Source organism: Enteroscipio rubneri (assembly GCF_963929405.1).
Lineage (GTDB): Bacteria > Actinomycetota > Coriobacteriia > Coriobacteriales > Eggerthellaceae > Enteroscipio > Enteroscipio rubneri.
The window spans coordinates 1,292,123-1,316,581 of sequence record NZ_CAWVIN010000003.1; the positions used below are offsets into that span (position 1 = coordinate 1,292,123).

Here is a 24,459-nt window from a genome sequence, read left to right on the forward strand (position 1 = left end):
GCGCGTGGAAACAACGGCACAGAGCGACCGCAGGGCGGTGTATGCGCTGTTCGCCATCGTTGTGCTGGCGTCGGCATCGGGAAACCTGTCCCAGACGGCCGTCAATGCCATGCTTTCCGACATTATGGGCGAATTCGGCATGGCTGTGGATCTGGGGCAGTGGCTTACGACTAGCTATATGCTCGTGCTCGGCGTCACGGTGCCGGTGGCCACGTACCTTTCTCGGCGCTTCTCGGTTCGCCAGCACATGTTCATCGCGCTCGGGTTTTTTCTGGCAGGAGCGATGGCCGATCTGTTCGCGCCGAACTTCGGCGTGCTGCTGGGCGGGCGCATCTGCCAGGCCGTCTCCGCTGGCATGCTCATGCCGCTCATGCAGACCATCGCCATGACGCGCTTCCCCGCAGGACGTCAGGCTACGGCCATGGGCATCGCTGGTATCGCAATGGGTTTTGCGCCCAACATCGGCCCTACCATTGGCGGTGCGATGAGTTTCGCTTGGGGTTGGCGGAGCTTTTTCGTTCTGCTGGTCGTCATCATGGCTGTGTTGGCCGCGGCATCGGCATGTGCCATAAAGCCATCCGCTGCGCTTGACCGCTCCGCCCGACTCGACGTCGTGTCGCTCGCGCTTTCAACGCTGGGCTTCGGCGGACTGCTCCTAGCGTTTTCAGATGCGAGCAGTTTCGGCATTGCAAGTCCCTTTATTTGGGTGCCGATGCTATTGGGGACGCTGTTCCTCGTGTTGTTCGTGCGTCGGCAAAATCGGGTGGACGATCCGCTCATCAGCATGAACATATTCAAATCGGCGCAGTATCGCGCCGGCTTCGTCGCTCAGAACCTCCTGAATGCCTCCTTCATGGGTGTCACGCTTGTGGTGCCGCTGTATGTGGAAGGGCTCTGCGGCGGCACGGCGCTCGAGGCGGGTATCGTGCTGCTTCCCGGCACCGTCGCGGCGCTCGTGCTCAATCCGCTGGCTGGCGTGCTGACCGATCGTATCGGCGTGCGTCCTGTCGCGCTTGTCTCGGGGGCGTTTTTGGCGACAGGGGCGGTGCTCATGTCGTTTTTGGAAGCGGACACGCCCTTATATGTGGTGACGCTCTGCCAAGCCGTGCGCGCTATTGGGGTGTCGGGACTGGTGGGGCCACTCACGTCATGGTGTCTTGCGGACTTGCCGCGGCCTATCGTGTCGGACGGTTCGTCGTTCTGCATCGCAGCGCGCCAAGCATGCGCCTCGCTGGGCACGTCGGTCATGGTGTTCATCATCACGATGGCGGGCGCATCAGCGGCGGGCACGGCTGATCCTGCGCTCGCCTACCAGCTGGCGTTCGGCTTCTCGGCGCTGATGGCCGTGGCGACATTCGGTTTCATCGTGGCGAAGGTGCGCTAGCGAGCGTCGATGGAGGGGCGTGGGCGAGTCGAGCAGCGGCGCACCAAGCGGGCGTTCGGCTGAAGCTTGCGCCAAGTTGAGGGCGCGCTGGCCTGAACGAGCGCACTGCCGAGAGCGTGCCCTTGGCTACCGGCGGCGCATGCCTCCTCGACCGCCTCGTCCCCCGCGTCCGAACTTGATGGAGCGGGAGAACGCCGAGGCGCTCATGTTCTTCGGTGCTGCGACGAAGCGCTTCTCGAGCGCATCTTCGGCTTGCGAGTTGTCGTAGCTGTCGATCTTCAGGTGGGGGATCGTGGTGCCGATGAGCTTCTCGATATCGCGAAGCGACGCCTTGTCGTCGGGCGTGACGAACGTGATGGCGAAACCCGCTTCCCCGGCGCGACCGGTGCGACCGATGCGGTGGACGTAGTCTTCGGGCGATTCCGGCACATCGTAGTTGATCACGCGCTCCACCTGCGAGATGTCGATGCCGCGCGCGAGCACGTCGGTGGCCACGAGCACTTCCAGCTTGCCGTTCGTGAACCGGTCGAGCGCCTGCTGGCGCTTCGCCTGCGTCTTGTCGGAATGGATGGATTCTACCTTGAAGCCCGCCTCGCGCAGTTGCCGCGTGCATATGTCGGCGCGGCTTTTCGTGCGGGTGAACACGATGACCCGACGGGCGCCCTTTTCCTCGAGCAGCGCTCGCAGCAGGGCGGGCTTGCCCGTTTGAGTAATGGGCATGATGAATTGATCAATGGTGTCCGCAGTTTCGCCGCGATGCGCGATCTCGACAAAGGCGGGATCGTTGAGGATGGAGCTCACGCTGCGCATGACCGCACGGTCGATGGTGGCCGAGAACAGCAGCGTCTGGCGCTCTTTCGGCGTAGCGGCAACAATCTTTTTCATGGTAGGCCAGAATCCCATGTCGAGCATGCGATCGGCCTCGTCGAGCACGAGGATTTCGACGTCGTCGAGTTTCACGTCGCGCCGCTCCATGAGATCGAAAAGCCGGCCGGGCGTCGCAACGAGGATGTCGACTCCGCGTTTGAGCTTCTCGATTTGATTCTTGTACGGCATGCCGCCCACAATGGTGAGTACCCGATGCTTCGAGTTTTTCGTGAGCGCGGCGCACGCATCGTCGATCTGCTGAGCAAGCTCGCGCGTGGGAGTGACGATGAGGGCTTTGGGCGCGCCCGGCCGCTTGGCTCGGCCGATGCGCTCGATAATGGGGAGCGAAAACGCCGCTGTCTTGCCGGTTCCCGTCTTGGCAGCGGCCACTACGTCGCGTCCGGCGAGGGCGAGCGGGATAGCCTGCTCCTGAACCGGCGTGGGCTCGGTGTAGCCCAGCTTTTCGATGGCGGGCAGAGTCGTCTCGGTCAGGCCGAGGTTTTGAAACGATGTGGTCACGCTGTTCTCCGAACCGTATGCGTCTGACGTTGCGCGCTTGCTGCGCGCCCGCGGCTTTACCTGCGCCGTTGTCGTCCGCATGCGGGACGAGCGTCAAGGGAACGGAACCGTAAAGCCTATGTTTGCCAGTATGATGCTCGATCAGCGGCACCGCTGTCCAAAAAGCCTCAAAGCGCTCGAATTAAAGAGGAAAACCACAGGTGGGCGCGCTACGCTATGCGCGGAACGCGGTTCTGTCTGAACCCGGCGTCTCCGCTTCGCCGTCGGTGGGCGCGCTACGCGATGTGCGGAGCGCGGCTCGAGCAGCAGCGCCTTTCACGGCTTCGCAGCTCAGTTGGTTTGCTGGCGAAGTTCTGCGTTCTGCGCGAGGTCGGCCTTCGTCATGCCGTCGGGGAGGCCCGCTTGCGGCATGTTTAGCGTGCCGGCCTTCTCACGACGATGCAGGTCCCAGAGCATCAGAGCTGCCACTGCGATGAAAGCGCTGCCGCCGACGATGCCGGTGGAGAGTGGTCCTACGAAGGGATTGCCGCCGGTGGCCGAGAAGAGCACGACGGCGTTCAGGAAGCCGTTGACGGCCCCGTGCCCGATGGCGGCGGCCAGACAACTGCCTGTGCGCACGGTGACGTACGTGAGGAAGATGCCCATCACAATGCAGAACGCACACATGGCGGCGATACCTGCGAACGGCCAACCGGGATAGCCCACGCCGTAGTTGTGTCCGATTACCGTCAGCGGCGCGTGCCAAAGCCCCCAGATCACGCCGGTGACCAGCAGTGCCGGCACGATGCGCAGCTTGGCGGACATCTTTGGCACCAGGTATCCTCGCCAGCCCCATTCCTCGCCGAACGTGGTGAAGATGTTGAGCGCGGGCGCCAAGAGCACGGCGAAGGGCAGCTGCATGAGCAGCATCGAGCGCAGCGCATCAACGGGTATCTGCGCGCCTCCGGCAGCTTCCATCTGTTGCTGCGCGGTACCCAGCATGAGCGACATCGAGGGATCGAAGTCCTGCGGGAATGCGAGGAAGTACACGGCTGCGCCCACGACGGCCAGCGCCGGCGGGCCGAACCATGCCACGAGGAACCATGGCAACGACTTCTTAAATCCGCGCGGTTTGATGACGCTATTCTTGAACCCCTCGCGCGTGATGAGGCGCGTGATCAGCACGCCGATGGCGGGGAAGACCATAGCCCCGCCGGTGACGAACTGCGCCGCGACCGGCGGGATGCCGACGAGCGCTCCCGACGAGACCGGGTATACCACTCCGAATTCGTACGCCCACGTCAGAAAAAACGTGACTCCTAAAAAGATCAAGATGCGCTTCATTGTTCCTCCTCGCTTCCGGAGCGCACGGCCGCGCGTTGTGCGGCTGTGGTACGCTTCATCGTTCCTCCTCGCTTTCGCAACCGAGATGCGTTTTACGTAAACCCTTGTTCGTGCGTACCGATGTTTCACGTGAAACATCGGTACGGGTCAATCGGAGGCTTTGCCGAGTACTATAACCGTGCAGCGCATCCGGGCCCGACTTGTTCGTTCCGTCCCTTGCATCTTTGTTCCATCTGTTATAGCATAAATATAACAAATAGTCGCGGAGGGGTCAACGACCGCGAACGGTTCAAGGATAGCGAAAGGATCTCGTATGAACGAGCAAGAGAAGAAGGCCGCTTCTGCAACCTGCGCTGTCGTGCCCGGCAGCCATGCGACTCCGATAACCCGCGCCGTCGCATCTAGCAACCATAGGGCACCGGTGCTTTCAGTCAACCACGTGGTCAAGACGTTCGGCGCGAAGCGCGCCGTGGACCACGTGACGCTCGATGTCATGCCGGGTGACATCTTCGGATTCATCGGCCACAACGGCGCCGGCAAAACCACGCTTATCCGCGCCATCGTAGGCGTAACGGGCTTCGACGAGGGCGACATCCGCATCGCGGGCCAGTCGGTGAGGACCGACGCGCTCGCGTGCAAGCGCATGACGGCCTACGTGCCCGACAACCCCGACATCTACGAGTTCCTCACGGGCATCCAGTACCTCAACTACATCTCGGATATCTTCGAGGTGCCCATCGACGTGCGCGAGCGCCGTATCCGCGAGCATGCGGACCGGTTGAGCCTCACCTCGGCGCTGGGCGATCTCGTGTCCTCGTACTCCCACGGCATGCGTCAGAAGCTCGTGCTCATCGGCGCGCTTGTGCACGAGCCGACGCTGCTCGTGTTGGACGAGCCGTTCGTCGGCCTCGACCCCGAGGCGTCCTTCCACGTGAAGGAAATGCTTCGCGAGCTGGCCGATCGCGGGTCGGCCGTGTTCTTCTCGAGCCATGTGCTGGAAGTGGTGGAGAAGTTGTGCAACAAAGTGGCCATCATCAAGCAGGGCACGTTGCGCGCGTGCGGCCCGACGGCCGAGGTCGTCGGCGACGAGAGCCTGGAAGACGTGTTCCTAGACATGATCGACCGCGCTGCGCCCTCCTCCGTTACCGACGCTGTTGGCGCGCGGTAGGGGGGCGATAGCCATGCGTTCCTTCGTGCTTCTGCTGAAAATCCAACTGCTGGGATTGTTCAGCATCAACAAGACGCTGCACGCCGATCCGGCGAAAGCGAAGCGCACGCTGGCCGTCGCGGCGCTGGTCGTGATCGCCGTGGTGCTGTTCGCCGCCATGTACTCGTCGGGCGTGGCGCAGGCGCTCGTTCAGATGGGGCTGCCCGAGGCCATCCCACTCGTCGCGGTGCTCGTCGGCGCCGTTGCCGGCGCGGTGGCGGCGTTCCTCAAAACGAACGGCGTGCTGTTCGGCTTCAAGGACTACGACCTCGTGATGTCGCTGCCGGTACCCATCTCGTCGGTGGTGCTGTCGCGCATCGCGTCCCTGTACGCCATGAGCCTCCTGTTCGGCCTGTTGGCGATGGTGCCGGCCTTCGCCGTGTACGCAGCACATGCAGGCGTGACTGCGACGGGCGTCGTTTGCATGGCGCTATCCGTGGTGCTGGCGCCGCTGCTGCCGCTTGCGGTGGCCATCGTGCTGGCCGTGCTGATCGCGGCGGTGTCGGCGCGCTTCAAGCACGCGAACATCGTGGTGATTGTGCTCACCCTGGCGGCCACGTTGGCGGCCGTGTTCGGCTCGCTGGCGTTCTCGTCGCAGGCCGACGATATGGCGGCTATGACCGCGTTGGGCACTCAGCTGACGACCCAGCTGGCATCGGCGTTCCCGCCTGCCATGTGGGCTGCTGCGGGCATCGTCGAGGGCGATCTCGTGCAGTTCCTCGCCTTCGCCGTCGTGAACCTCGTGGCGGCGGGCGTGGTGCTCACGCTCGTCGTGCGTCTGTTCGTGCCGGTGAACACGCTGCTCATGTCGTCGCGCCCGCGTGGGACCTTCTCGTTCGACGATAAGGGCGCCAGCGCGAAATCGAGCACGCCGCTGCGCGCCCTCGTGATCAAGGAGGCCCGGTTGCTGGTGGCCACGCCCATCTACCTGATGAACGCCTGCATCGGCTACGTGCTCGTGTTCGTGGCGGCCGTCGCCGTCGCGGTGGGCACGGCGACGGGCATAATGTCGCTCGACCTGCTGCCTCCCGAGCTTGCGCCTTTTTTGGGCGCGATTGCTCCTTGGGGGCTCGCGTTCTTCTGCAGCATCTCGTCCACGACGGCCGCATCGGTGTCGCTCGAAGGCTCGGCACGTTGGCTCATGCTGACCGCGCCGGTTCCCGCTTCCACGGTGCTTGGCGCGAAGGCGGCTGTCAACCTGCTTGTCGGCGTGCCGTTTCTCGTGCTGTCCGCCCTGCTCATCGCCGTGTCGTTGCCGCTCGACGCGCTGTCGATTGTGGCGTTGTTCGCGGTGCCGCTGGCGGCATGCCTGCTGGCGACGTTTCTGGGGCTCGCGCTCGACGCACGTCGTCCGCGCTATGACTGGACCACCGTGTACGAGCCGGTCAAGCGCGGCATGCCCGTGTTCGTCGTGGTGTTCGCCGGCATGGGGTTCGCCTTTGTCGGTATGGCAGCTGCGACGTTGTTGGGTGCGCCGGCGTCGTTGCTGATTGCCCTCGTCGCGGGCGCGGGCTCGCTTGCGCTGTATCGCGCCACGGTGAAGCGCGGGCTTTCGGTGTAAGGATCGTCGGCTCGACGAGGGAAAGGATGTATCATGAGCGTGACCAATGAAGCGTTGCCGGTGCGTTTACATCCTGGTGAAGGAGGGTCTGCATGGTCATCCGCATAGATCAGAAGTCGGAAGAGCCGCTGTATCTGCAATTGCGCGGTCAGATCATCGCGGCCATCGCTCGCGGCGAGCTCGAGCCCGGAGCCGCATTGCCCTCCGTGCGCGCGCTGGCCAGCGACTTGGGAATCAACCTGCACACGGTGAACAAGGCGTACGCTGTGTTGCGCGACGAAGGATACGTGCTCATGCGGGGCCGTTCGGGCGCCTACATTGCCGACCCGTGCGAAGACGACCGGGCCGATCGTGCGCAGATTGAGCTGGCGAAGATGGAGGACGGCCTGTTTGAGTTGGCGCTGGCGCATCGCGCGCGCGGCGGCAGCTGGGGTGAGTTCCTGGAATGCGCGCAGCGCCAAGCCGCGCGCGCCTATGGGGCGGGCGCGCGGTCGGACGTGTCAGACGCTCGCGCATCGAACGAGGCGCACGATGCGGGGGCCGACGGCGCCGTGTCGTGCGAGCCGGTGCTCGGGGGAGGTGCGTGGTAGTGGAGGGATTCGATCTGACGGCTATCATGCTGGTCACGTCGTTGCTTGTTCCGATTATCGGCGCGTTCATGGCCGCGACCCCCTATCTCATGCGGCGCGGCGAGGTGTTCGCGGTCACCGTTCCCACGTCCGAGCAGAACGACCCGTACGTCAAGGCGCTCAAGCGCCGCTACGCGGTCGTCGTCGGCGCGGCTACGGCTGCGTTCACCCTGGCGGGGTTCGCCTGCGCGGCTGCAGGCAACGTGGACGGCGTGATGGGCGTGCTGATCGTCGGGTCGCTCGGGCTGACCGCGGGCGGCTACGGGCTCATGCTGGTGTACCGGGCGAAGATGACCGCGTACAAGAACGAGCACGGCTGGGAGGCCGATGCGCAGGAGTCCGTCGCGGTGGTGGGCGAACAGCCCGTGCCCCACGCCGTCTCGGTGAAGTGGAACCTGCTGTACCTGCCCGTCATGCTGATCACATTCGCGGTGGGCGCGATCGGCTACGCGCACATGCCCGACCAGATCCCCATGCACATGGACTTCGACGGCACGGTGAACCGCTACGCCGAGAAGACCCCGATCATCCTGTGGATGCCCGTGCTCATCCAAGCCTTCATGGGCTTGTGCTTCGCATTCTCCCACTGGACCATCGCCCATTCGAAGAAGTGGGCCGAGCCTGGCGCGCCGGCAACATCGGCGCTCGCATACGGCCTGTTCGCCCGGGCGCAGAGCATCTACCTCGTGGTGGGCGGCCTCGTGATAGCGGTGGCGATGATCGCCATGCCGCTGTCGTTCATGAACCTGATCAACTTGGGGCAGGCGGGCGTGCTCGTGATGATCGCCGCGCTCGTGCTGTGCATCGGCGGCATGGCAGTGAGCGTCGTGTACGGCCAGGCCGGTTCGCGCGTGTTCAAACGTATGCAGACGTCCGACCGACTGCTCGTGGACGACGATCGGTACTGGAAGTTCGGCGTGTTCTACTTCAACCCCGACGACGCCAGCCTGTTCTTGCCCGAGCGGTTCGGCGTGGGCTGGACGCTCAACTTCGCGCGTCCAGCTGTGTGGGCCATCGTCGTCGGCGGGCTTGTGCTAACGGTGGCGTTCGTTGTGGCGGTAATGGTGCTGTTCTGAGGGATGTCCGCCCGGGAGAACCTGCTAGCTGAAACCCATCTTTCGCTCAGCCCTTGTGTTCGCGCTTGCGCTTTCGGTGGGCTATCATGAAAGGCGATCGTGCGAATGCGAAGGATGGATACATGGCGTTTCTGCTGGGTTGCGAGAAGGTGCGGGTGGAATTCCCCACGAAGACGGTGTTCGACAGCGTGTCGCTGGGCGTGGAGGAGGGTGACCGCATTGGCATCGTGGGCCGCAACGGCGACGGGAAGTCCACGCTGCTGAACTTGCTGGCCGGCACGTTGGAGCCCGACGACGGGCGCGTGCTGAAGAACGGCGCGGTGAACGTGGGCGTGCTGGGCCAGGCCGACGCGCTGTCCGACGACGATACCGTCGAGCGCGCCGTGGTGGGCGACCTGCCGGAGTACCAGTGGGCGGGCGACGCGCGCGTCCGCGACATCATCGCAGGGCTGGCCTCCGACATCCCATGGGACGCGCGCGTGGGCACGCTGTCCGGCGGGCAGCGCCGTCGGGTGGACCTTGCGCGGCTGCTCATCGGCGACTGGGACGTGCTGGCGCTCGACGAGCCCACGAACCACCTGGACGTGCGTGCCATCACCTGGCTGGCGGGGCATTTGAAGACGCGTTGGCGCGCGGGGCAGGGCGCGCTTTTGGTGGTGACGCACGACCGCTGGTTCCTCGACGAGGTGTGCACGCGTATGTGGGAGGTGCACGACCGCGCGGTCGATCCGTTCGAAGGCGGCTTCTCGGCCTACATCATGCAGCGCGTGGAGCGCGACCGGCTGGCGGCACTGGCCGAGCAGAAGCGTCAGAACGACCTGCGCCGCGAGCTGGCCTGGCTCTCGCGCGGGGCGCGGGCGCGCGCGACGAAGCCGAAGTTCCACGTGGCCCTGGCCCAGGAGCTCATCGCCGACGTGCCGCCGCTGCGCAACGAGCTGGAGCTCAAGCGCATGGCCATGGCGCGCCTGGGCAAGCAGGTGGTGGACCTGGAGCACGTGACCGTACGCTTCGACGACGGGGAGGGCTCCAGCCGCGCCGTGCTGGACGACGTGGACTGGATCATCGGCCCCGGCGACCGCTACGGCATCGTCGGCGAGAACGGTGCGGGCAAAACAACGCTTCTGCGGGTGGTCCAAGGTTTGCAGAAGCCGAGCGCCGGCCTGGTGAAGATAGGGAAAACGGTGCGCTTCGCCGTGCTGTCGCAGCACTTGGACGACCTGGCGCGCTTCGGCGACGACCGCGTGCGGCAGGTGGTGGGCCGCTACAGCCGCCGCACGATGCTGGATGGCAAGGAGATGACGCCCGGCCAGCTGCTGGAGAAGCTGGGCTTCACGCGCGCCGATCTGAACGAGCCCGTGAGCGATCTGTCGGGCGGCCAGAAGCGCCGGCTGGCGCTCATGCTCATTCTGCTGGACGAGCCGAACGTGCTCATCCTCGACGAGCCAGGCAACGACCTGGACACCGACATGCTGACCTCGGTGGAGGACCTGCTGGACGGCTGGCCGGGCACGTTGCTGCTGGTCACGCACGACCGCTACCTCATGGAACGCGTGACCGACCACCAGTTCGCCCTGCTGGACGGCAAGCTGCGCCACCTCCCCGGCGGCGTGGAGGAGTACCTGCGGCTGACGGAGCACGCGGCCGGTGCCTCCCAGGGTACCCAAAGCGGCCGCGCGTCCAGCGCCCTTCCCTCTCGAGCGGCCGACCGCGCCGCAGGCCAAAGCCCCCAGCGCGCCGCCGATCAGGGTGACTCCGAAGTCGAAGCCGCCTCCGAGCCCCGTCTCACCGGCGGCGAGATCCGCGCGCTGCGCAAGCTCATGCAGTCGAACGAGCGCAAGACGGAGACGCTCAACGGCAAGATAGAGGACGTGCGCGCCCAGATGGCCGCCGCCGATCCGAGTGACTTCACTGCCCTCGGCGATTTCCAAGCGCAGATCAACGACTTGCAATCCCAAGTGGACGCCCTCGAGGAAGAGTGGCTCGAAGCCGCCGAGAAGCTGGGAGAGTAAGGCGCTCGGATCGCCGAGCCTGCGCCCGTTCGTGCAAAGCGCCCAAGCGCCGCGAGTGGGCTATCGCACGCCGTCTCGCTTGGGACGGCGTGCTCCTCTTCAGTGCTGCGTTACTTCAACGTGGGTTGGTCGGATGAGTTTTCCGGCTGCTCGGGACCGCGCGCCCAGGGGTCTTCCTTGGCGTCGGCCTGCGCGTACTTCAGCCAGGCGTCCTCCTGCTTCGCCTCGGCTATCCAGTCGTCCTGCGACTTGCCCAGCACACTGCCGATCATCCACACGATGCCGCAGAGGATGCCGCCCACCACGAACGCGATCCAGCTGATGGCGAACCCGCCCTGACCGGCGCGGATGGCGTCCTTCAGGGCGTGCTTGTCGATACCGTCCCAGCCGCCCACCTGATCGAACAGCGGCACGAAGCCCCACACAAGGAATACGATCAGCGCGAGCAGCATGATACAGCCGCAGATCACGCCCATGACGCGTTCGGCGCGCACCTGCTCGGGTGACTTCACCACGGCGGTGGGTGGCAGATCGGCGCCGAGGTTCTGGCGGTGGGCGATGTAGGTGAGCTCGGACAGCTCGTACTTCGACTTCTGCATGCCGGCCCAGATGAGGATGCCCACGGCGACGGCAAGGACGAACATGAACGGCGCGACGATCAGTTCGTCCAAACGGACGCCGCGCACGAGATCGAGTGAACTGTCCTCAGATGAGAGGCCGATGAGCATGATCACGTCGAGCAGGATGAGCCCCACGCCGCCGGCGATGAGCAGGGGGAAGCGACGGCTGAACCGCTCGAGAACATCGGCGGCGTAGCGCGGCTCGATGGCGGGATTACGGCGCTTGAACTCGCCGTGGTTAAGGCTGCCCACGATGAGGGCGACCACGCCCACCACCACGAACGACAAGAACGCGACGGTCTGGATGTTGCTCGGCCATCCGAGGGCGTCTAGGAGCACCTGCACGCCAACGCCCATGAGAATGCACGCCACCCCGAGCGCTATCGATAGGTCGAAGCGGTTCATATGGCGGTCGTAGCGCTCGGTGTCGTTCTCCTTCGTCACGTGCACGCTGCCGCGCATGAGGTCGTCGAGGTTCGTGTGGAACAGGTCGCAGAGCGCCAGCAGCTTGTCCATCTCGGGATAGTTCGTGCCGGCCTCCCATTTGCTGACGGTCTGGCGCGACACGCCCAACTGCTCGGCAAGGCTCTCCTGCGTCACGCCGTAATGCTGGCGCAGGTAGACGAGGTTGTCGGCGAAGCTCATGGTAGGTTCCTTTCATTCCGTGAATGCATCATACCCGAAAGCGGTGTGGGCGTCCGATTGAAGCCCCTGTATGCTTTGGCGGCTTGTATGATGCAGGCGCAGGAGCGCGCGCTCCACCAATCTGGTGTTGCGTTTAGCGATTTTTTGCGCACGTTCAGGTTGCGGAAGCTGTGACCTGGTATTTTGCGAGGCTTCGACGGAGATGAGAAACTGTTGCGGCGGCGTGGGGCGTCGCGGGAGGGTCATCGCCGGGGAAGGGCTCTGCCCGCCCCCGGTGATGACCGGTTCGACTAGCGCTGCGTCCGCTTGCTGCGGCGCGCCGCCAGGATGGCAGTCGGCGCGGCGATGGCGGCTATGCCCGCCAGTCCTGCGAAGACGAAGGGCGGTAGATCGCCGGTGCGCGGCTGGTCGCTCTGCGATGCTGTCGGCGTCGCCTTCGTCGTGTCGAGCGGCTTGGTCTCCGGGTTCAGTTCTGGGGTTTGCCCGCCGTCGGTCGGCGGCGTCGGCTCCGGTTCGGGGTTGGGCTTCGGGTTGTCGGGGGGTGCCGGATCATCCGGGGGATCCGGTTCGGTTGGAGGATCCGGGTCGGGATCGGGCTTCGGCTTCGGGTCGACCGGGGTGGTCACCTCGTTGGTCTTGACCTCGGCGGTACCGCCGTTCAGGAAGAGGCCGCCGACGTTGGTCACGTCGGTTCCGGCTGCTGAATCGTCCACGACCACCTGGAACGTCGCCGTGACTATCGAGCCCGCTCCGACGGAATCGAACGTCCATGCCAGGCCGTCGCCCTCAAACGATGCCGCGCCCGCCACCTCGACGCCGTCAAGCTTTGCGGTGGGCGCTCCCTTCAACTCGCCGCCCTCGGCCGGGACAAAATGCGTGCCCGTCGGGGCCGCATCGCGCAGGACCACCTTCTGAGCGGACGTGGACTCGTTGGTGTAGCCGAGCGTGTATGTGAGCACGTCGCCCGGGTAGGCCCGTCCGGCGGTTGCGGTGCCCCCAGCCACCGACTTCGATACGGCCGGCTTCGGGTCAACAGAGGTGGTAACTTCGTTGGAATCAACAGTCACGCTGCCGTCATCCACGACTACCGTGCCGGTGTTTGCAATCGTGCTACCAGCGACTGCATCATCATTCACGACCACCTGAAACGTGACGACAGCCTCTTTACCCGGCTGAAGGACGGGGATGTCCCACGTCACGGTGTTGCCAGCGGTGCTTGCTGTCCCCACAACGTTGATGGTAGGGTTGCCTGTGCTGTTAGCTAGGGTGGTTCCCATCGGCGCGGCATCGCTGATGCTGACCTTCTGATCCTGTGACGTGTCGTTCGTGTAGCGCAGCTCGTAGGTGAGCACATCGCCGGGATAGGCGTGCTGGTCGGTCCCTTGGGTGCCGCCGGTGACGGCCTTCTTGAGCACGGGGCGAATGCGGTTTTGCACCGTGTTGCTTGAAAAGGGGGTGTCGGTGCTTGTGGCTGCATCGCGCACGGCTGCATCGCCTTGGTTCTCTATCTGGCCTTTCGCATCGGCCTTCACCACCACCTGGAACGTCGCCGTGGCGGTTTGGCCCGATGGAACGTTGGCTTTCCAGGTGATAGAACCGGTCCCCGTGTCGACGGTGGCGGCATCTGTTACTGGCGCGCCGTTCACCTTGATAGTCGGGTTCCCAGCCAGACTGCCTGCACCGGCGGGCGCAAGCGTTGTTCCGGCGGGTGCAGCGTCTTCCAGCACGAGTGGATGAGTTTCCGTTGCTTCGTTGGTGTAGGAAAGCGTGTAGGTGATTGTGTCGCCCGCTTTGACCCAGGTGTCGAAATCGGGCGCATTCGATTTGATGAGCTTCGGTTCAATCAAGCGTGTCGTAACAGGAGGCGCGCTCAGCGTCGAGTCATTGGGGTTATGTGCGACGCCGTCTATCTTTGCGTAGTACGCGGCCTGGTTGTATTCCTCGGCATCGGGTGAGGGCAATGTCGATGGCGCCCTCATGGTCACGTACACTCCGATCGCCTGTTGCAGGGGGATGGCATATTCGCTTCCATCGGTTGCGTGTGAAAGATCTACCGCAAGCCCCTTGATGTCAGCGGGGTTCGAAGGTTTTACCGTGGTCCATGCCGCAGGAACGGCGCGCATTCTGGTGTCGTCCGCGGTGAAGTAGGGTGCGTTCTCTTCGGTGGTGTAATAGACCACAGGAGCAATACCTCTGATGGTGGCGTTGCTTAGGTCGATACTTTCAAACGTTCCGGTCCAGGTGGATTGTTTACCGTCGACGCTTGCCTTTCCAAAGTTGTTGAACAGAATAGCGTTGCTAATTTGCTTGGAACCGCTGATAAGACTCATGCGGAAAATATAAGGCTGGCCAATGAGCACGGAAGCGCTCTGGGAGAATAAGGCATCGTCCACAAAGGTATCGGGTTTGACGAAGTTGGTGAGCCCATCGCCATATGATATTGAATGCGAAAGCGTGACGGTGTCGGCAGCATACATCGTGTTGAGCAGGTTTTCATCAGGGCCAGCGGGCTTTTCGGCAAGGTTATAGAACGCTGAGTTACCATGGGCGTCCTGCACATCTTCGAGCACCGGGTTCTCGCCGGTATCGGGGCAGCGCATGTCGTCGCGAGATCGGTCGCTGTAACCGCCGACGAGTGCGCCCTCAGCCTTCTGGAAGGCGGCGTTGTTCTTTGCGCCGTTTACCAGTCCGGCTTCGGAGAACGGTACAGCCATCCACAACTTGACGGTGAAGCCGGATACCTTACCCGAAACGGCGACGTAGGAGTCTTTCGTTTGATAGCACCTGAGACTTTGTTGAACGTTCTTTCCGGGTGCGAGTCCTGAATCGACTTCGATCTTGACCATTTGGCGGCCCGTTCCCCGATAGTTATCGATGACGGATACCTGCACATCGCACGGAGCTGTGGTGCCCGAGTAGTCAAGCAGCCGCCCAACCGAGGGAGCGCGAGCAGAATCCGTTGCCAGATAGGCACCTCGCGGCAGCAGATCGTAGAACACTACGTTGTCGAGCGATGCCGAGGGCAACCCCTTTTCCACCAGCTGATCATACTGCTCTTGGGTGAGGGAGGACGAGGAGCGGTAGCCGCTGACCGCATCCATCTGATATTCCGTATAGGCAATCCCATTCATGCTGTCGGTAGTGCCGGTAGCGAATTTTCCAAAAACGGCATCGCCGATGAGTGATTTCAAGTCGAACATCTTATTTGCTCGGAGAAGGTATTTCCCGTAGGTGGCAAAGTCGTACTGCGGCAGCCCCAAACTTTGGGAATCGCCGCCATAGTTTGCTTCAGTCAGAGAGGTATCAAGGGCTGCACCGCTTGATACGCTGGGTATCAGTCCGCAGAAGTTGTTGAGGACGAGGACGGACTGTGCGGGATCGTTCAGGTTGCGCAGGTTCGTATAGGCTGGTGAGTCGTGCTTCAGTGAGTAGTTGACCTTGAGTTCTACATCAATGGAGTCTTGAAAGACGGCCGGCAAATCTATCTTGACGGCGTAGGCTCCTTCCGGGATGGGGATGTCGTTGACGTAGTTCTTGCGATTGAACGAGTAATCAGTAGGAGCGCTCCATGCATCGCCCCCGCTCTTTGTCTTGTACGATACGGATAGCTTGATGCCCGGATACTGGGCATCAAGATTGCTCACAAAGGTTTTGCTTCCTGTCAAACGGTTGGTTATATAATTGGTGAGAGCTACCGAAACGTTGTTAAGGCTACAGTCGTCGGGGGAGAGACGAACCATATCGCCGGTGGCGGCGCCGCTCGTATGCAGGTACATCAAATCGTCGACAAGCGTCATGCCAATGCGCTTAGACTCGTCCGTATCAGGATACTGAGGGTCCCCTGTTTTGGGATAGTATCTGCCTTTTCCGGTCACCGTATATAGAAGGCTGTCTGCATCTATGCCCTGATCCAGAAGGGAGAGCGCCTTTTCGTATCCGTCAGCCTGCCCGGTTGTTCCCCCTTTACTAAGGTCGAACATCTCACCGTTCTTTATGTAGTCGAAACGGTAATCTTTCCACGTGTAGGTGGAGGTAGCGGTTTTTGAGGCTGCTGGGTCTTTACCGTCGGCTGGCGTGACCGTGCAGGTAAACGTTGCCGGATAGGACAGCGTGTCGGGATCGCCTGCGTTGCGAGGGTAGGCGACGAGGAACTTGTAGTACTTCTTCGACTTGCTCAGGTACGATATATTCCTTGTCTCGTCCTCGGTCACGTCGCAGCTCAGGGATTTGCTGCTTGGGTCGTAGGTCATTCCCGACGAAGAGGCATGGATTAACGTACCACCGCTTGCAACGGAATCAAGCTGCACCTTGAGCGAATACGGTTGGTTGTAACCGGCATCGGGTGCGTATGCGAGTGTCGTGTACATAACATAACGGTAGTGGAGCGTATCAAGCGTGTAGCCGCCCGTGGGCTCTGGCATCGTTGAACCCCATTCGAAGACGCTCTTCGTCTGATTGGCGGGGAAATAGAAGTCATCCAGAACCGTTTGCGTATCCGTTATGTACGTAAGCGGTTGGGCGCTCACGGTTTGAGTCGTGCCGGCATCGTCGGGGAACGATCCGGTGGCGGTGACGTTAGCAGCGCTCCCGTCCTCGATCTTGATGGGGTCGACCGTGAACGCTACTTCGATGGAAACGCTTAGCGCCTGATTGAGGTCGCGAGCGTTGCGGATGACGCAGTCGCTGCCTTCAACCTGATAGTAGAAGGGCACATCGGGGGTAGCTGCGTCCGGGTTCTGGCCGATGCCGATATTGGTGGGCTGGAGCGTCACGCTGGTGCCGTCGCGATAGTTGCCTAGCACCATGGGGAGGTGCACCTCCACCTCGTCTTTATCGTATGCGGCGGAATCGAGGGCGATGTGCAGGCGGTATTTCATCACGAAGGTGCTTGGCGAGCCCGTCGACCGCGTCAAGGTGGCGCCGCTATCCGATTCGGTCGTGCCGGGCAGGTTCTTGGTGGTGTCGTCCCAGGCGAGGTCGAGGGACATTGCGCGCGACCCCGCTTTCGGGCCGGGGGCGGAAAGGGGATTGCTCGCGAACGCTTGTGCGACCTTAGGATTGATTACCGAATTGGAGCCGGTGTCAAGGCCGTCGGGGGGGGGTAGCTTATTCCGGGATCCTCGACAGACGGTGTGTTTTGCCTGTTCGCGGTCTTTTCGGAAGAGTTGCTCTCGCTTGCCGTAGTAGCTGAGTCCGTCTCGAAAGCGCCGTTGTCGGTTGCGGCATCGGCGCGCGCGGGCATGGTTCCCAGGGGAAGGCACAGCAGGAGCGCGAGTGCAATGAGCCACACCTTGGAAGCCGTTCCAGGCAGCTTTCTTAAGATGCTCCCAGTAAAACCGGTGTGCTGCATGGTTCGCTCCTCTCCATTATTTGATCCAAATTCTTATTATGGCACAAATATTTCATGAGTGCTTCCCGGGGTGTGGGTCGTGTTTTGGTTTTCGGAGGGCTTCTGCGGGGGCTGCGGGGCCATCGCGTTGCGGCGAGCGGCTTTCGTTTGGTAAGGTGGGCTCCAATAACCACTCAAGGAAGCGGCTGCGATGGAAGAAACAAGTGCTGAGCAGGTGCGGAATTTTCGATTGCACGCGCACCATCTGGACGCGTGCTACGGCAAGGACGACGTGATCGCGGCAATCAGCGCCTGCGGCATGCAGAACTCGCCTCCGGGCGCGTGGGAGGTCGCGCTCTTCAATCGCGTGCCCGCGTGCGGGGCGGCGGATCGCGACCGCCTGCTGCTGGAGGAGCGGACGCTCATGCAGGCATGGAGCTTTCGCGGTGCGCCCGTCGTATTCCCGGCGGCTGACAGCGCCGCGTTCCTGTCGGCGCTTGCGGCGGAGGGCGACGAGCCCTGGATCTACACGCGGGGCATTGGGCTGGCGCTCGACTTTCTGGGCGTGGGGTTCGACGAGCTGCTGGCCTTGCTGGAGCAGGTCATGCCGCAGCTGGATGGGCAGACGGTGGCCGGCAAGGTGGCGCTCGACCAAACGCTGGCCGCATGGATAGAGCCGCTGCTGCCCGAGCGGAAGCGCTCCTTGTGGAACGAGCCGTCGATGTACGGCAGCCCCGACAAGCAGACGGTGGGCGGCGCGGCGGTGTCGTTCCTGCTGCGGCCCTGCTCCTTCAAGGGCCTGGTGGTGTTCGGCGCGCGCGAGGGGGCTAGCCCCACGTTCACGTCGTACCGCTCCTGGCTTGGCCGTCCCCTGGTGCCCGACCCGGACGCGGCCCGCAAGCTGGTGCGGAAGTTCCTCCACTGCTACGGGCCGTCCACTCCCGACCGGCTGGCCGCGTGGCTGGGATGCTCCGGCGCCCAGGCGCGGCGGCTGTGGAAGGCGGCCGCCGACGAGATGGAGCCGGTGACGTTTCTGGGCAGGAAGGCGCAGGTGCTGTCCGCCGACCGGGAGCGCCTGCTCGCGCCGCAGCCGCTCGAGCGCGAGCTGCTGTTGCTGGCCGCGCACGACCCCTACCTCGACCAGCGCGACCGCGCCGTCCTGCAGCCGGACAAGACGCTGCAACGCCGGATATGGCGCACAGTGGCCAACCCGGGCGCCATCGTGTATTGCGGCCAGGTGGTGGGTACGTGGACCGGCACGAAGAAGGGCGTCGGCCTGGAGGTGAAGGCGGACTGGTGGGACGATGCCGTCGATGAGCGCCAGGTGCGTGCACTCGCCGAGCAGCACGCCGCCTTCCGCGGACTTGGGCTGGCGGGGTTCGAGAGGGTCTGACGTCCCACACGCGCGAAGGGGGTCGTTCGCCTCGGCAAAGGGACGCGGCCGTTAGCCCGAGATGCGGCTGCTCGCCCAAGATGCGGCCGCTCGCTTCGGCTGCAGGCGATCCCTGTAGCGGGCGGTCGCCCAGTTGTCGGCTTGTTCAAATTCCTGCAAAGTCTCGGTGGAGAAACGATGTGGCGCAGAAGAGGGCCGTACAATGGCCGGGAAAGCGAAGGTGACGCGGTGCGCGCCTCGGATGGCGGCGGGGCTTCGGGCGCGGCTTCGACGGCAGCCCACCCCCGGAGACAGCCCGCCCTGGCGGCGGCCTGCCGCCGTCCCGCGCCCGCGCCCAGAAGGAGGTTTCCCCATGCTCAAGCTCATCGCCAGCGATATGGACGGCACCATGCTCGATGCGAACGAGTGCCTGCCCGACGGCACGTACGAGCTCATTCTGCGCTTGCGGGAGGAGGGCATACGGTTCGCGGCCACGTCGGGGCGGCGCTTCGACACGCTGTGCGAGCTGTTCGAGCCCATCGTGGACTGCATGGACTTCGTGGCGTCGAACGGCGCGCAGGTCATTGTGGAGGGCGAGCTGGTGGACCTCGAGGTATTCTCGCATGCGGCCGTGAAGCGGCTGGCGCGCGTGGTGGACCTGTTCGATACCATGCACCTGGCGCTGTTCGACGAGACGCGCAGCTACCTCCTGGACGATGAGGCGCGCTTCGAGCGCGAGGTGGACAAGAACCTGCCGAACCCTGTGCGTGTGTATGCGGTGCCGTCGCCCCAGGTGAACATCTTGAAGGCGTCGGTATACTGCGACGAGGACGTTATGGATATGGCCTACATCCTCACGCGCGAGCTGGACGACGACTTCGTGTTCGCACCGTCCGGCCGCAAGTGGATCGACGTCATGCAGCGCGGCGTGAGCAAGGCCACCGGCGTGAGCCAGGTGCTGGATGCCCACGGCATAGGGGCCCACGAGATGATGGCGTTCGGCGACTCCATGAACGACTACGAGATACTGCGCATGGCCGGCACGAGCGTGGCCATGGGCAACGCGCGCTACGCCGTAAAGCAGATAGCCGATAAGGTCATCGGCACGAACGTGGACCACGGCGTGCAGGCCGAGCTGCGCCGTGTGCTGGAGGGGCTGGGCTAGGCTGCCAGGTTGGACTGCCGATGTCGCAAGCCGTGTCTCGTTCGGTTGAATGTGGCAGAAAATGTGACCTAGGGCAGAGATTCGGGCGATTTGGAAGAGACAGTTGGTTCCTTCGCCGCCATAGTCCCAGTTCCGATTTTTCGACGGCGATTTTCACGTACCCTACCTCGATATTTTTGCCAAATTCTGCAGTCTGGCGGAAAGCAGGGGCAATCCCTTAGAGTTCCGTATGCCCCTCGCCGCTCACGCGTGCCTCGGGATCGCGCAGCATGGCGCGGTCGAGGCCGCCCACCGCGTTCGACGCGGTGACGCCTGCCACCATGGAGTCGCTCACGTTGAGCGCGGTACGTCCCATGTCGATGAGCGGTTCCACCGAGGCTAGAAGGCCCACGATCTCGATGGGCAGCCCCATGGTGCCCAGCACGATAAGCGAGGCGAACGTCGCGCCGCCGCCCACGCCCGCCACGCCCAGCGAGCTGATCACCACCACGGCCACGAGTCCTGCGACGAACGTGGGAGAGAACACGTCGATGCCCACCGTGGGCGCGATGATGGTGGCCAGCATGGCAGGGTAGATGCCCGCGCACCCGTTCTGCCCGATGGACATGCCGAAGCTGGCGGCGAAGTTGGCCGTGGCCTCGTCCACGCCAAGGGCGCGCGTCTGCGTCTCGATGTTCAGCGGCACGGCGCCCGCGCTCGAGCGCGCCACGAACGCGAAGCTGAGCACGGGGAACGCCTTGCGCGCGTAGGAGAGAGGGCTCACGCGGTTCGCCAGCAGGATGAGGCAGTGCACCAGGAACATGAACGCGAGCGCCCCGTAGGACACGGCCACGAACTTGCCCAGGTCGAGGATGGCCGCATAGTCGCTCGTGGCCATGACGTGCGCGATGAGCGCCAGCACGCCGTAGGGCGTGAGCGCGAGCACCATGGACACGATGCGCATGACGATGCCGTACAGGCTGTCGATGAGCTGCCGGAAGAACGCGGTCTGGGTGCGCGCGGAGGCGGCCGCGCTAGCGGGAGCGGCGGGGGCGTCGTGGGTGGTGGGGACGCTGGCGCCACTGGCGGCGGCCTCGTTGCTCACGGACGCGGCCCTTTCGCCGCCCTCGCCGCCCGTGGCCGCGCCCTCGCCCTCGCCCGTGTCCTCCCTGCGGGCGCGCAGCTTCAGGTACGCTATGCCCACGATGGCGGCGAAGATGACGACAGCGATGGTGGACGTGGGGCGGCTTCCGGCCAAGTCGGCGAACACGTTCACGGGGATGAACGACAGGATCATCTGCGGCAGCGACAGATTCGCCACCTGCTGCTGGTCGGCTTGCAGCGCCTGCATGCCCGCGTCCGCCCCCGCGTCGGTGAAGCTGGCGCCCGCCAGACCGGAGAGCGCCACTGCCGCCCACCCGGTGAGCGCGGCCACGGCCACGGTGCCCAGCAGCACGGCCAGCACCACGGCGCTGATGCGCCTCAGGTTCTCCGAGATTTTCGTGCGGGTGAACGCGCCCACGATGGCCACGAACACCAGCGGCATCACCAGCATCTTCAGCAGCGCGATGTAGCCCTGGCCCACGACGGACATCCAGTCGAGTGCCACGGCGGCGGCCTCGCCCTCGCGGCCCAGCGCCAGCTGGATGCCCACGCCCAGCGCGATGCCCAGCCCCAGCGCCGCGAACACGCGCGGCGTGAAGCCGATACCGCGCCGCTTCATCAACCAAAGTGCCCCCAGCAGGGCGGCGAACACGGCCAGGACGGCGAGGACGGGAAGTAGGGTTTCGAGCGGCATGGGCGATCAGCTTTCTGGACGGCAGCGCCCTCCAGTATGCCGTGCACGCGAAGCCGTCCTGCCCTCCGCCGGCAACCGTCTCGCCTCCGTTGCCGAACCGATTGCTCGCCGCCTATTCGGGTCCTTCTGCGCTTGCGGCACATGCGTGGCGCTCGCCGAAGCGGATCACGTGCTGTCGTGCGAGGTCGACCAGGCGCTCGCGGGCGGCCTCGTCGCCCGCGCCGTCGGCAGCTTGAATGAGCATCATGAGCGGCGCGAAGAACTCCAGCGCTAGCATTTTCGGGTCGTCGCGCAGGAACGCGCCCGATTCCACCATGGATGCGAACAGCGTCTCCTGCCATGCGAGCGGCGCCTCGATGAAGTAGCGGCGGTACAGTGCGCCCAGCTCGGGCGTGCGGTACTGCTCGACGGTGAGCATCTGCCGGAACAACGTGGCGAACTCGTCCTCGGTCCAGTAGCGAAACATCCCTTCGCCGAGGTCCGCCATCCGTGCGAACGGGGTAACCGCGTAGTCGCGCACCTGCTCGTCGACGCTGCCCTCCGGGAGCCCGATGGCGGCGGCTGTCAGCTCGTAACGCTCGTCCATGCGCCTGATGAGTGCGTCCAATATGGCCTGTTTGCAGGCGAAGTGCTTGTAGACCGACGCCGGCTGGATGCCAACGGCGGCTGCGATCTCGCGCATCCCGGTCGATTCGAACCCGGCGCGGGCGAAGAGGCGTAGCGACTCCTGCAGGATGTCCTCCTTGGTGTTGCGGCGGGGCGTCATGCGATGTCCTCCCCGGTGCGGAGCGCGTGCCAGCTCGCGGCTGTCTGTAGCACGCCGAGCGCCAGGTAGAATGCGGAGATCCCGTTCGGCATGAAGACGAGCTCGAACGCGGTCCAGGCGATGAGCAGGACGCCCGCCGCGATGCCCCACCTGTAGGATGCTGCCCGCCTCCTGCGGAAGCGCAACGTGAGCGCGACGATGTTCGGCGCGCCGTTCACCAGCGCGAGCGCCACTCCCGGCCAGAACCACGTGGCGATGAGCGGCTCGGGCAAGGGCAGGACGCCTAGGAGCTCGATGGGCATGACGTCGTTCCAGCTGACGGGCATGGCGACGAGCCCGCTCAGCGCCATGAACCCTCCGCACACGACGGAGCATATCCCGTCGAACCAATTCATGAACAGCGCGAACCCGCGCGAGACCCTTGCGAGGGGATGCGGCCTTCGATCCTGCCGAGCCGTCGTCGTCATGGTGCTCTCTTTCTCTCGTAAAGCTAACGAACGTTAGCCAATGGAAGCAGTTTAGCAAACGATCGTTAGCTTTACAAGCTCGGCGAAACAGTTGTTAGCTTGGAAGTACCTCGTCTTCTGTGCTTGGTTGACGGGGGTCGGATTTTGGAAAAGCAGGTAGGTAAAATGTCTGTCAATAACGCACTCAAAGTGTTATCATTTGATAACACTTTGAGGAGGCTGATCGTGCATAGGGTAGCATCTCGTGCAGAGGTAGCCCGTTACCTTATGCTCATGAAAACATATGCGGGCAACTGGCTCGAAGTGGCGCATCGCTCCCAGGGGCCTGACAAGAACTACGACTTTCTTCGTCGTTACGGCTTGCTTATCGAAGACGTGCGGGACATTTTGACCAGCCTCGTTGCCGACGATTATTCTGATGGCCCCTGTTGCGACGACAGGCAGCTTGGCCGTTCGGACGTGTGGAAGTTCGGCAAAACGGTTGAGCTGGAAGGCGAGGAGTTGGAGTTGTACATTAAGACCTCGTTTGGTTATCGTGCCGACGGCATGGGCTGCGTCTGCGTGTCAATGCATCCTTGCGAGCACCCGCTTTCCTATCCTCTAAAGGAGGGTCGATCATGAACGGGATTCTCGAAACCTATTGCTCCACCTGCGCGCGCGAGGTTTCGGCGTGCGGGGAGACGAGGGTCGAGCATCTGAAAGTTCGCGATGCCTGGGTCGATGTCGACCAGGTGGTGCTCACCTGCCCCGAGTGCGGAGGGCGCATCGGGGACGAGCGGGTCGAAAGCGCCAATCTGCGCCGCGCGTACGAGGCGTATCGGGAGGGTCAGGGCCTTCTTTCCGCTTCCCAGATTCGAGATGCCTACGAGTCTTACGGCCTTTCGCAGGCTTCTTTCGGGAAGCTGCTCGGGCTCGGCGGCGCGACCCTGAGCAGGTACGAGAACGGAGGCGTGCAAACCAGGCAGATCGACCAGGCGATTCGCGCCGCATCCGACCCTCATGCGATGCTCGACCTTCTGGTCGAGAAGGGAGCCGAGATACCTGCGGCGCAGCGCGGACGCGCCGAGCAACGGGCGCGGGAGAAGCTCGCTCGAGGTCGGGAGTCTCGCTTCGAGTATGCCGTCGTGCGAGGCGATTTCTCCCTCGTGCTCAACCCGGCAGATGCGTCGGAGCTCACCGGCTTTCGCGCTTTCGATGTGGATCGCGCTCGCGAGATGGCGGTGTTCTTCGCATCTCGTTGCAAGCACTTCTTCAAGCTGCGGTTCTTCAAGACGATGTTCTATGCCGACTTCACGGCGTTCGCGGAAACTTCCCGTTCCATGAGCGGCTTGCGGTATGCCCATGCCCCGAACGGTCCCATCGTCCATGGGCATGAGGCGCTTTTGGCTGCGCTCGTGGACGGGGAGTCGCTCGATGTCGAGGAGCATGAGATCGGGGAAACCTCTGCCGAGAAGATCGTCGCCTTGCGCGAAGCCGACCTGGGCGGGTTCTCGGAGAGGGAGAGGATCGTTCTGCAGAAGACCGCTGACTTCGTCAACTCCTTTCAAAAAAGCAGCGAGCTGAGCGAGCGATCCCATGGCGAACCCGGTTGGCGCGGAACCGAGAACGGGCAGCTGATCAGCTACGAGTACGCCTTCGATCTAACCACGGCCGACTGCATCAACGGGGAGTGCTCGCGCGGTTGACGCGCCGGGTGCGGCGCGGTATGCTGGCCGGCGTTGCAACCATCTCGTTGGGGGAACC

At 63.7% G+C, this 24,459-nt stretch carries 17 protein-coding genes; 10 read left to right on the forward strand and 7 right to left on the reverse strand.

Features of this window, described 5'->3' with window-relative positions; translation table 11 throughout:
- The first annotated feature begins 4 nt into the window (after nucleotides 1-4).
- On the forward strand, nucleotides 5-1,384 hold the full coding sequence (locus ABGT83_RS12335) for a DHA2 family efflux MFS transporter permease subunit (RefSeq protein WP_103263844.1): 1,380 nt from the start codon (nucleotides 5-7) through the stop codon (nucleotides 1,382-1,384).
- Nucleotides 1,385-1,510: 126 nt separating this feature from the next.
- Here the strand turns inward: ABGT83_RS12335 and ABGT83_RS12340 are convergent, their stop codons facing one another.
- Together ABGT83_RS12340 and ABGT83_RS12345 are read right to left on the reverse strand one after the other, a co-directional pair.
- Complete coding sequence (locus ABGT83_RS12340) at nucleotides 1,511-2,770, reverse strand: DEAD/DEAH box helicase (protein WP_239926183.1); 1,260 nt, start codon at nucleotides 2,768-2,770, stop codon at nucleotides 1,511-1,513.
- A 330-nt stretch (nucleotides 2,771-3,100) separates the two neighbouring features.
- Complete coding sequence (locus ABGT83_RS12345) at nucleotides 3,101-4,093, reverse strand: CPBP family intramembrane glutamic endopeptidase (protein WP_346687844.1); 993 nt, start codon at nucleotides 4,091-4,093, stop codon at nucleotides 3,101-3,103.
- 313 nt (nucleotides 4,094-4,406) lie between these two features.
- Here ABGT83_RS12345 and ABGT83_RS12350 point away from each other — a divergent pair, with 313 nt between their 5' ends.
- The 5 genes from ABGT83_RS12350 (at nucleotide 4,407) to ABGT83_RS12370 (ending at nucleotide 10,575) form a co-directional block, all read left to right on the forward strand.
- A complete protein-coding gene (locus tag ABGT83_RS12350) occupies nucleotides 4,407-5,261 on the forward strand; it encodes an ABC transporter ATP-binding protein (RefSeq protein WP_428994609.1) in 855 nt (284 codons plus the stop codon).
- A 13-nt stretch (nucleotides 5,262-5,274) separates the two neighbouring features.
- A complete protein-coding gene (locus ABGT83_RS12355) occupies nucleotides 5,275-6,861 on the forward strand; it encodes a putative ABC transporter permease subunit (RefSeq protein WP_346687846.1) in 1,587 nt (528 codons plus the stop codon).
- A 92-nt stretch (nucleotides 6,862-6,953) separates the two neighbouring features.
- The gene (locus ABGT83_RS12360; RefSeq protein WP_103263848.1) at nucleotides 6,954-7,451 is read left to right on the forward strand and encodes a GntR family transcriptional regulator; all 498 of its coding nucleotides are present in this window, start codon (nucleotides 6,954-6,956) and stop codon (nucleotides 7,449-7,451) included.
- The gene (locus tag ABGT83_RS12365; RefSeq protein ID WP_346687848.1) at nucleotides 7,451-8,566 is read left to right on the forward strand and encodes a DUF1648 domain-containing protein; all 1,116 of its coding nucleotides are present in this window, start codon (nucleotides 7,451-7,453) and stop codon (nucleotides 8,564-8,566) included. The genes ABGT83_RS12360 and ABGT83_RS12365 overlap by 1 nt, the downstream gene beginning before the upstream one ends.
- A 122-nt stretch (nucleotides 8,567-8,688) precedes the next feature.
- A complete protein-coding gene (locus ABGT83_RS12370; protein ID WP_346687850.1) occupies nucleotides 8,689-10,575 on the forward strand; it encodes an ABC-F family ATP-binding cassette domain-containing protein in 1,887 nt (628 codons plus the stop codon).
- 110 nt (nucleotides 10,576-10,685) lie between these two features.
- Here ABGT83_RS12370 and ABGT83_RS12375 read toward each other — a convergent pair whose 3' ends face one another.
- The gene (locus ABGT83_RS12375) at nucleotides 10,686-11,840 is read right to left on the reverse strand and encodes a helix-turn-helix domain-containing protein (RefSeq protein ID WP_346687852.1); all 1,155 of its coding nucleotides are present in this window, start codon (nucleotides 11,838-11,840) and stop codon (nucleotides 10,686-10,688) included.
- Between the two features lie 290 nt (nucleotides 11,841-12,130).
- Nucleotides 12,131-16,828 carry an isopeptide-forming domain-containing fimbrial protein gene (locus ABGT83_RS12380; protein WP_346687855.1) on the reverse strand — a complete coding sequence of 1,566 codons (4,698 nt, stop codon included), beginning with the start codon at nucleotides 16,826-16,828 and terminating at the stop codon, nucleotides 12,131-12,133.
- Between the two features lie 552 nt (nucleotides 16,829-17,380).
- Between ABGT83_RS12380 and ABGT83_RS12385 the strand changes: the two genes are divergently transcribed.
- Both ABGT83_RS12385 and ABGT83_RS12390 read left to right on the forward strand, forming a co-directional pair.
- Nucleotides 17,381-18,562, forward strand: a complete 1,182-nt coding sequence (locus ABGT83_RS12385) for a winged helix DNA-binding domain-containing protein (RefSeq protein ID WP_346687857.1) — start codon at nucleotides 17,381-17,383, stop codon at nucleotides 18,560-18,562.
- Between the two features lie 352 nt (nucleotides 18,563-18,914).
- Nucleotides 18,915-19,706 carry an HAD family hydrolase gene (locus ABGT83_RS12390; protein WP_346687859.1) on the forward strand — a complete coding sequence of 264 codons (792 nt, stop codon included), beginning with the start codon at nucleotides 18,915-18,917 and terminating at the stop codon, nucleotides 19,704-19,706.
- 217 nt (nucleotides 19,707-19,923) lie between these two features.
- Here the strand turns inward: ABGT83_RS12390 and ABGT83_RS12395 are convergent, their stop codons facing one another.
- The 3 genes from ABGT83_RS12395 to ABGT83_RS12405 form a co-directional block, all read right to left on the reverse strand.
- Nucleotides 19,924-21,483, reverse strand: a complete 1,560-nt coding sequence (locus ABGT83_RS12395) for an L-cystine transporter (protein WP_346687861.1) — start codon at nucleotides 21,481-21,483, stop codon at nucleotides 19,924-19,926.
- A 112-nt stretch (nucleotides 21,484-21,595) separates the two neighbouring features.
- Nucleotides 21,596-22,249, reverse strand: a complete 654-nt coding sequence (locus ABGT83_RS12400) for a TetR/AcrR family transcriptional regulator (RefSeq protein ID WP_346687863.1) — start codon at nucleotides 22,247-22,249, stop codon at nucleotides 21,596-21,598.
- Nucleotides 22,246-22,716, reverse strand: coding sequence for a hypothetical protein (locus ABGT83_RS12405; protein WP_157938908.1), 471 nt, complete (start codon nucleotides 22,714-22,716; stop codon nucleotides 22,246-22,248). The genes ABGT83_RS12400 and ABGT83_RS12405 overlap by 4 nt, the downstream gene beginning before the upstream one ends.
- 144 nt (nucleotides 22,717-22,860) lie before the next feature.
- Here ABGT83_RS12405 and ABGT83_RS12410 point away from each other — a divergent pair, with 144 nt between their 5' ends.
- A complete protein-coding gene (locus tag ABGT83_RS12410; RefSeq protein ID WP_346687865.1) occupies nucleotides 22,861-23,337 on the forward strand; it encodes a hypothetical protein in 477 nt (158 codons plus the stop codon).
- Nucleotides 23,334-24,401 (forward strand): type II TA system antitoxin MqsA family protein, encoded by a 1,068-nt coding sequence (locus ABGT83_RS12415; RefSeq protein ID WP_346687867.1) that lies wholly within the window; start codon nucleotides 23,334-23,336, stop codon nucleotides 24,399-24,401. Before ABGT83_RS12410 ends, ABGT83_RS12415 begins: the two co-directional genes overlap by 4 nt.
- The last annotated feature ends 58 nt before the right edge of the window (nucleotides 24,402-24,459 follow it).

Coding starts and splice junctions, on each gene's coding strand:
- ABGT83_RS12345 (WP_346687844.1), bottom strand. CDS start 4,093: ATGAAGCGCATCTTGATCTTTTTAGGAGTCACGTTTTTTCTGACGTGG.
- ABGT83_RS12350 (WP_428994609.1), top strand. CDS start 4,407: ATGAACGAGCAAGAGAAGAAGGCCGCTTCTGCAACCTGCGCTGTCGTG.
- ABGT83_RS12355 (WP_346687846.1), top strand. CDS start 5,275: ATGCGTTCCTTCGTGCTTCTGCTGAAAATCCAACTGCTGGGATTGTTC.
- ABGT83_RS12360 (WP_103263848.1), top strand. CDS start 6,954: ATGGTCATCCGCATAGATCAGAAGTCGGAAGAGCCGCTGTATCTGCAA.
- ABGT83_RS12370 (WP_346687850.1), top strand. CDS start 8,689: ATGGCGTTTCTGCTGGGTTGCGAGAAGGTGCGGGTGGAATTCCCCACG.
- ABGT83_RS12375 (WP_346687852.1), bottom strand. CDS start 11,840: ATGAGCTTCGCCGACAACCTCGTCTACCTGCGCCAGCATTACGGCGTG.
- ABGT83_RS12380 (WP_346687855.1), bottom strand. CDS start 16,828: ATGTCCCTCGACCTCGCCTGGGACGACACCACCAAGAACCTGCCCGGC.
- ABGT83_RS12385 (WP_346687857.1), top strand. CDS start 17,381: ATGGAAGAAACAAGTGCTGAGCAGGTGCGGAATTTTCGATTGCACGCG.
- ABGT83_RS12390 (WP_346687859.1), top strand. CDS start 18,915: ATGCTCAAGCTCATCGCCAGCGATATGGACGGCACCATGCTCGATGCG.
- ABGT83_RS12395 (WP_346687861.1), bottom strand. CDS start 21,483: ATGCCGCTCGAAACCCTACTTCCCGTCCTCGCCGTCCTGGCCGTGTTC.
- ABGT83_RS12400 (WP_346687863.1), bottom strand. CDS start 22,249: ATGACGCCCCGCCGCAACACCAAGGAGGACATCCTGCAGGAGTCGCTA.
- ABGT83_RS12405 (WP_157938908.1), bottom strand. CDS start 22,716: ATGACGACGACGGCTCGGCAGGATCGAAGGCCGCATCCCCTCGCAAGG.
- ABGT83_RS12415 (WP_346687867.1), top strand. CDS start 23,334: ATGAACGGGATTCTCGAAACCTATTGCTCCACCTGCGCGCGCGAGGTT.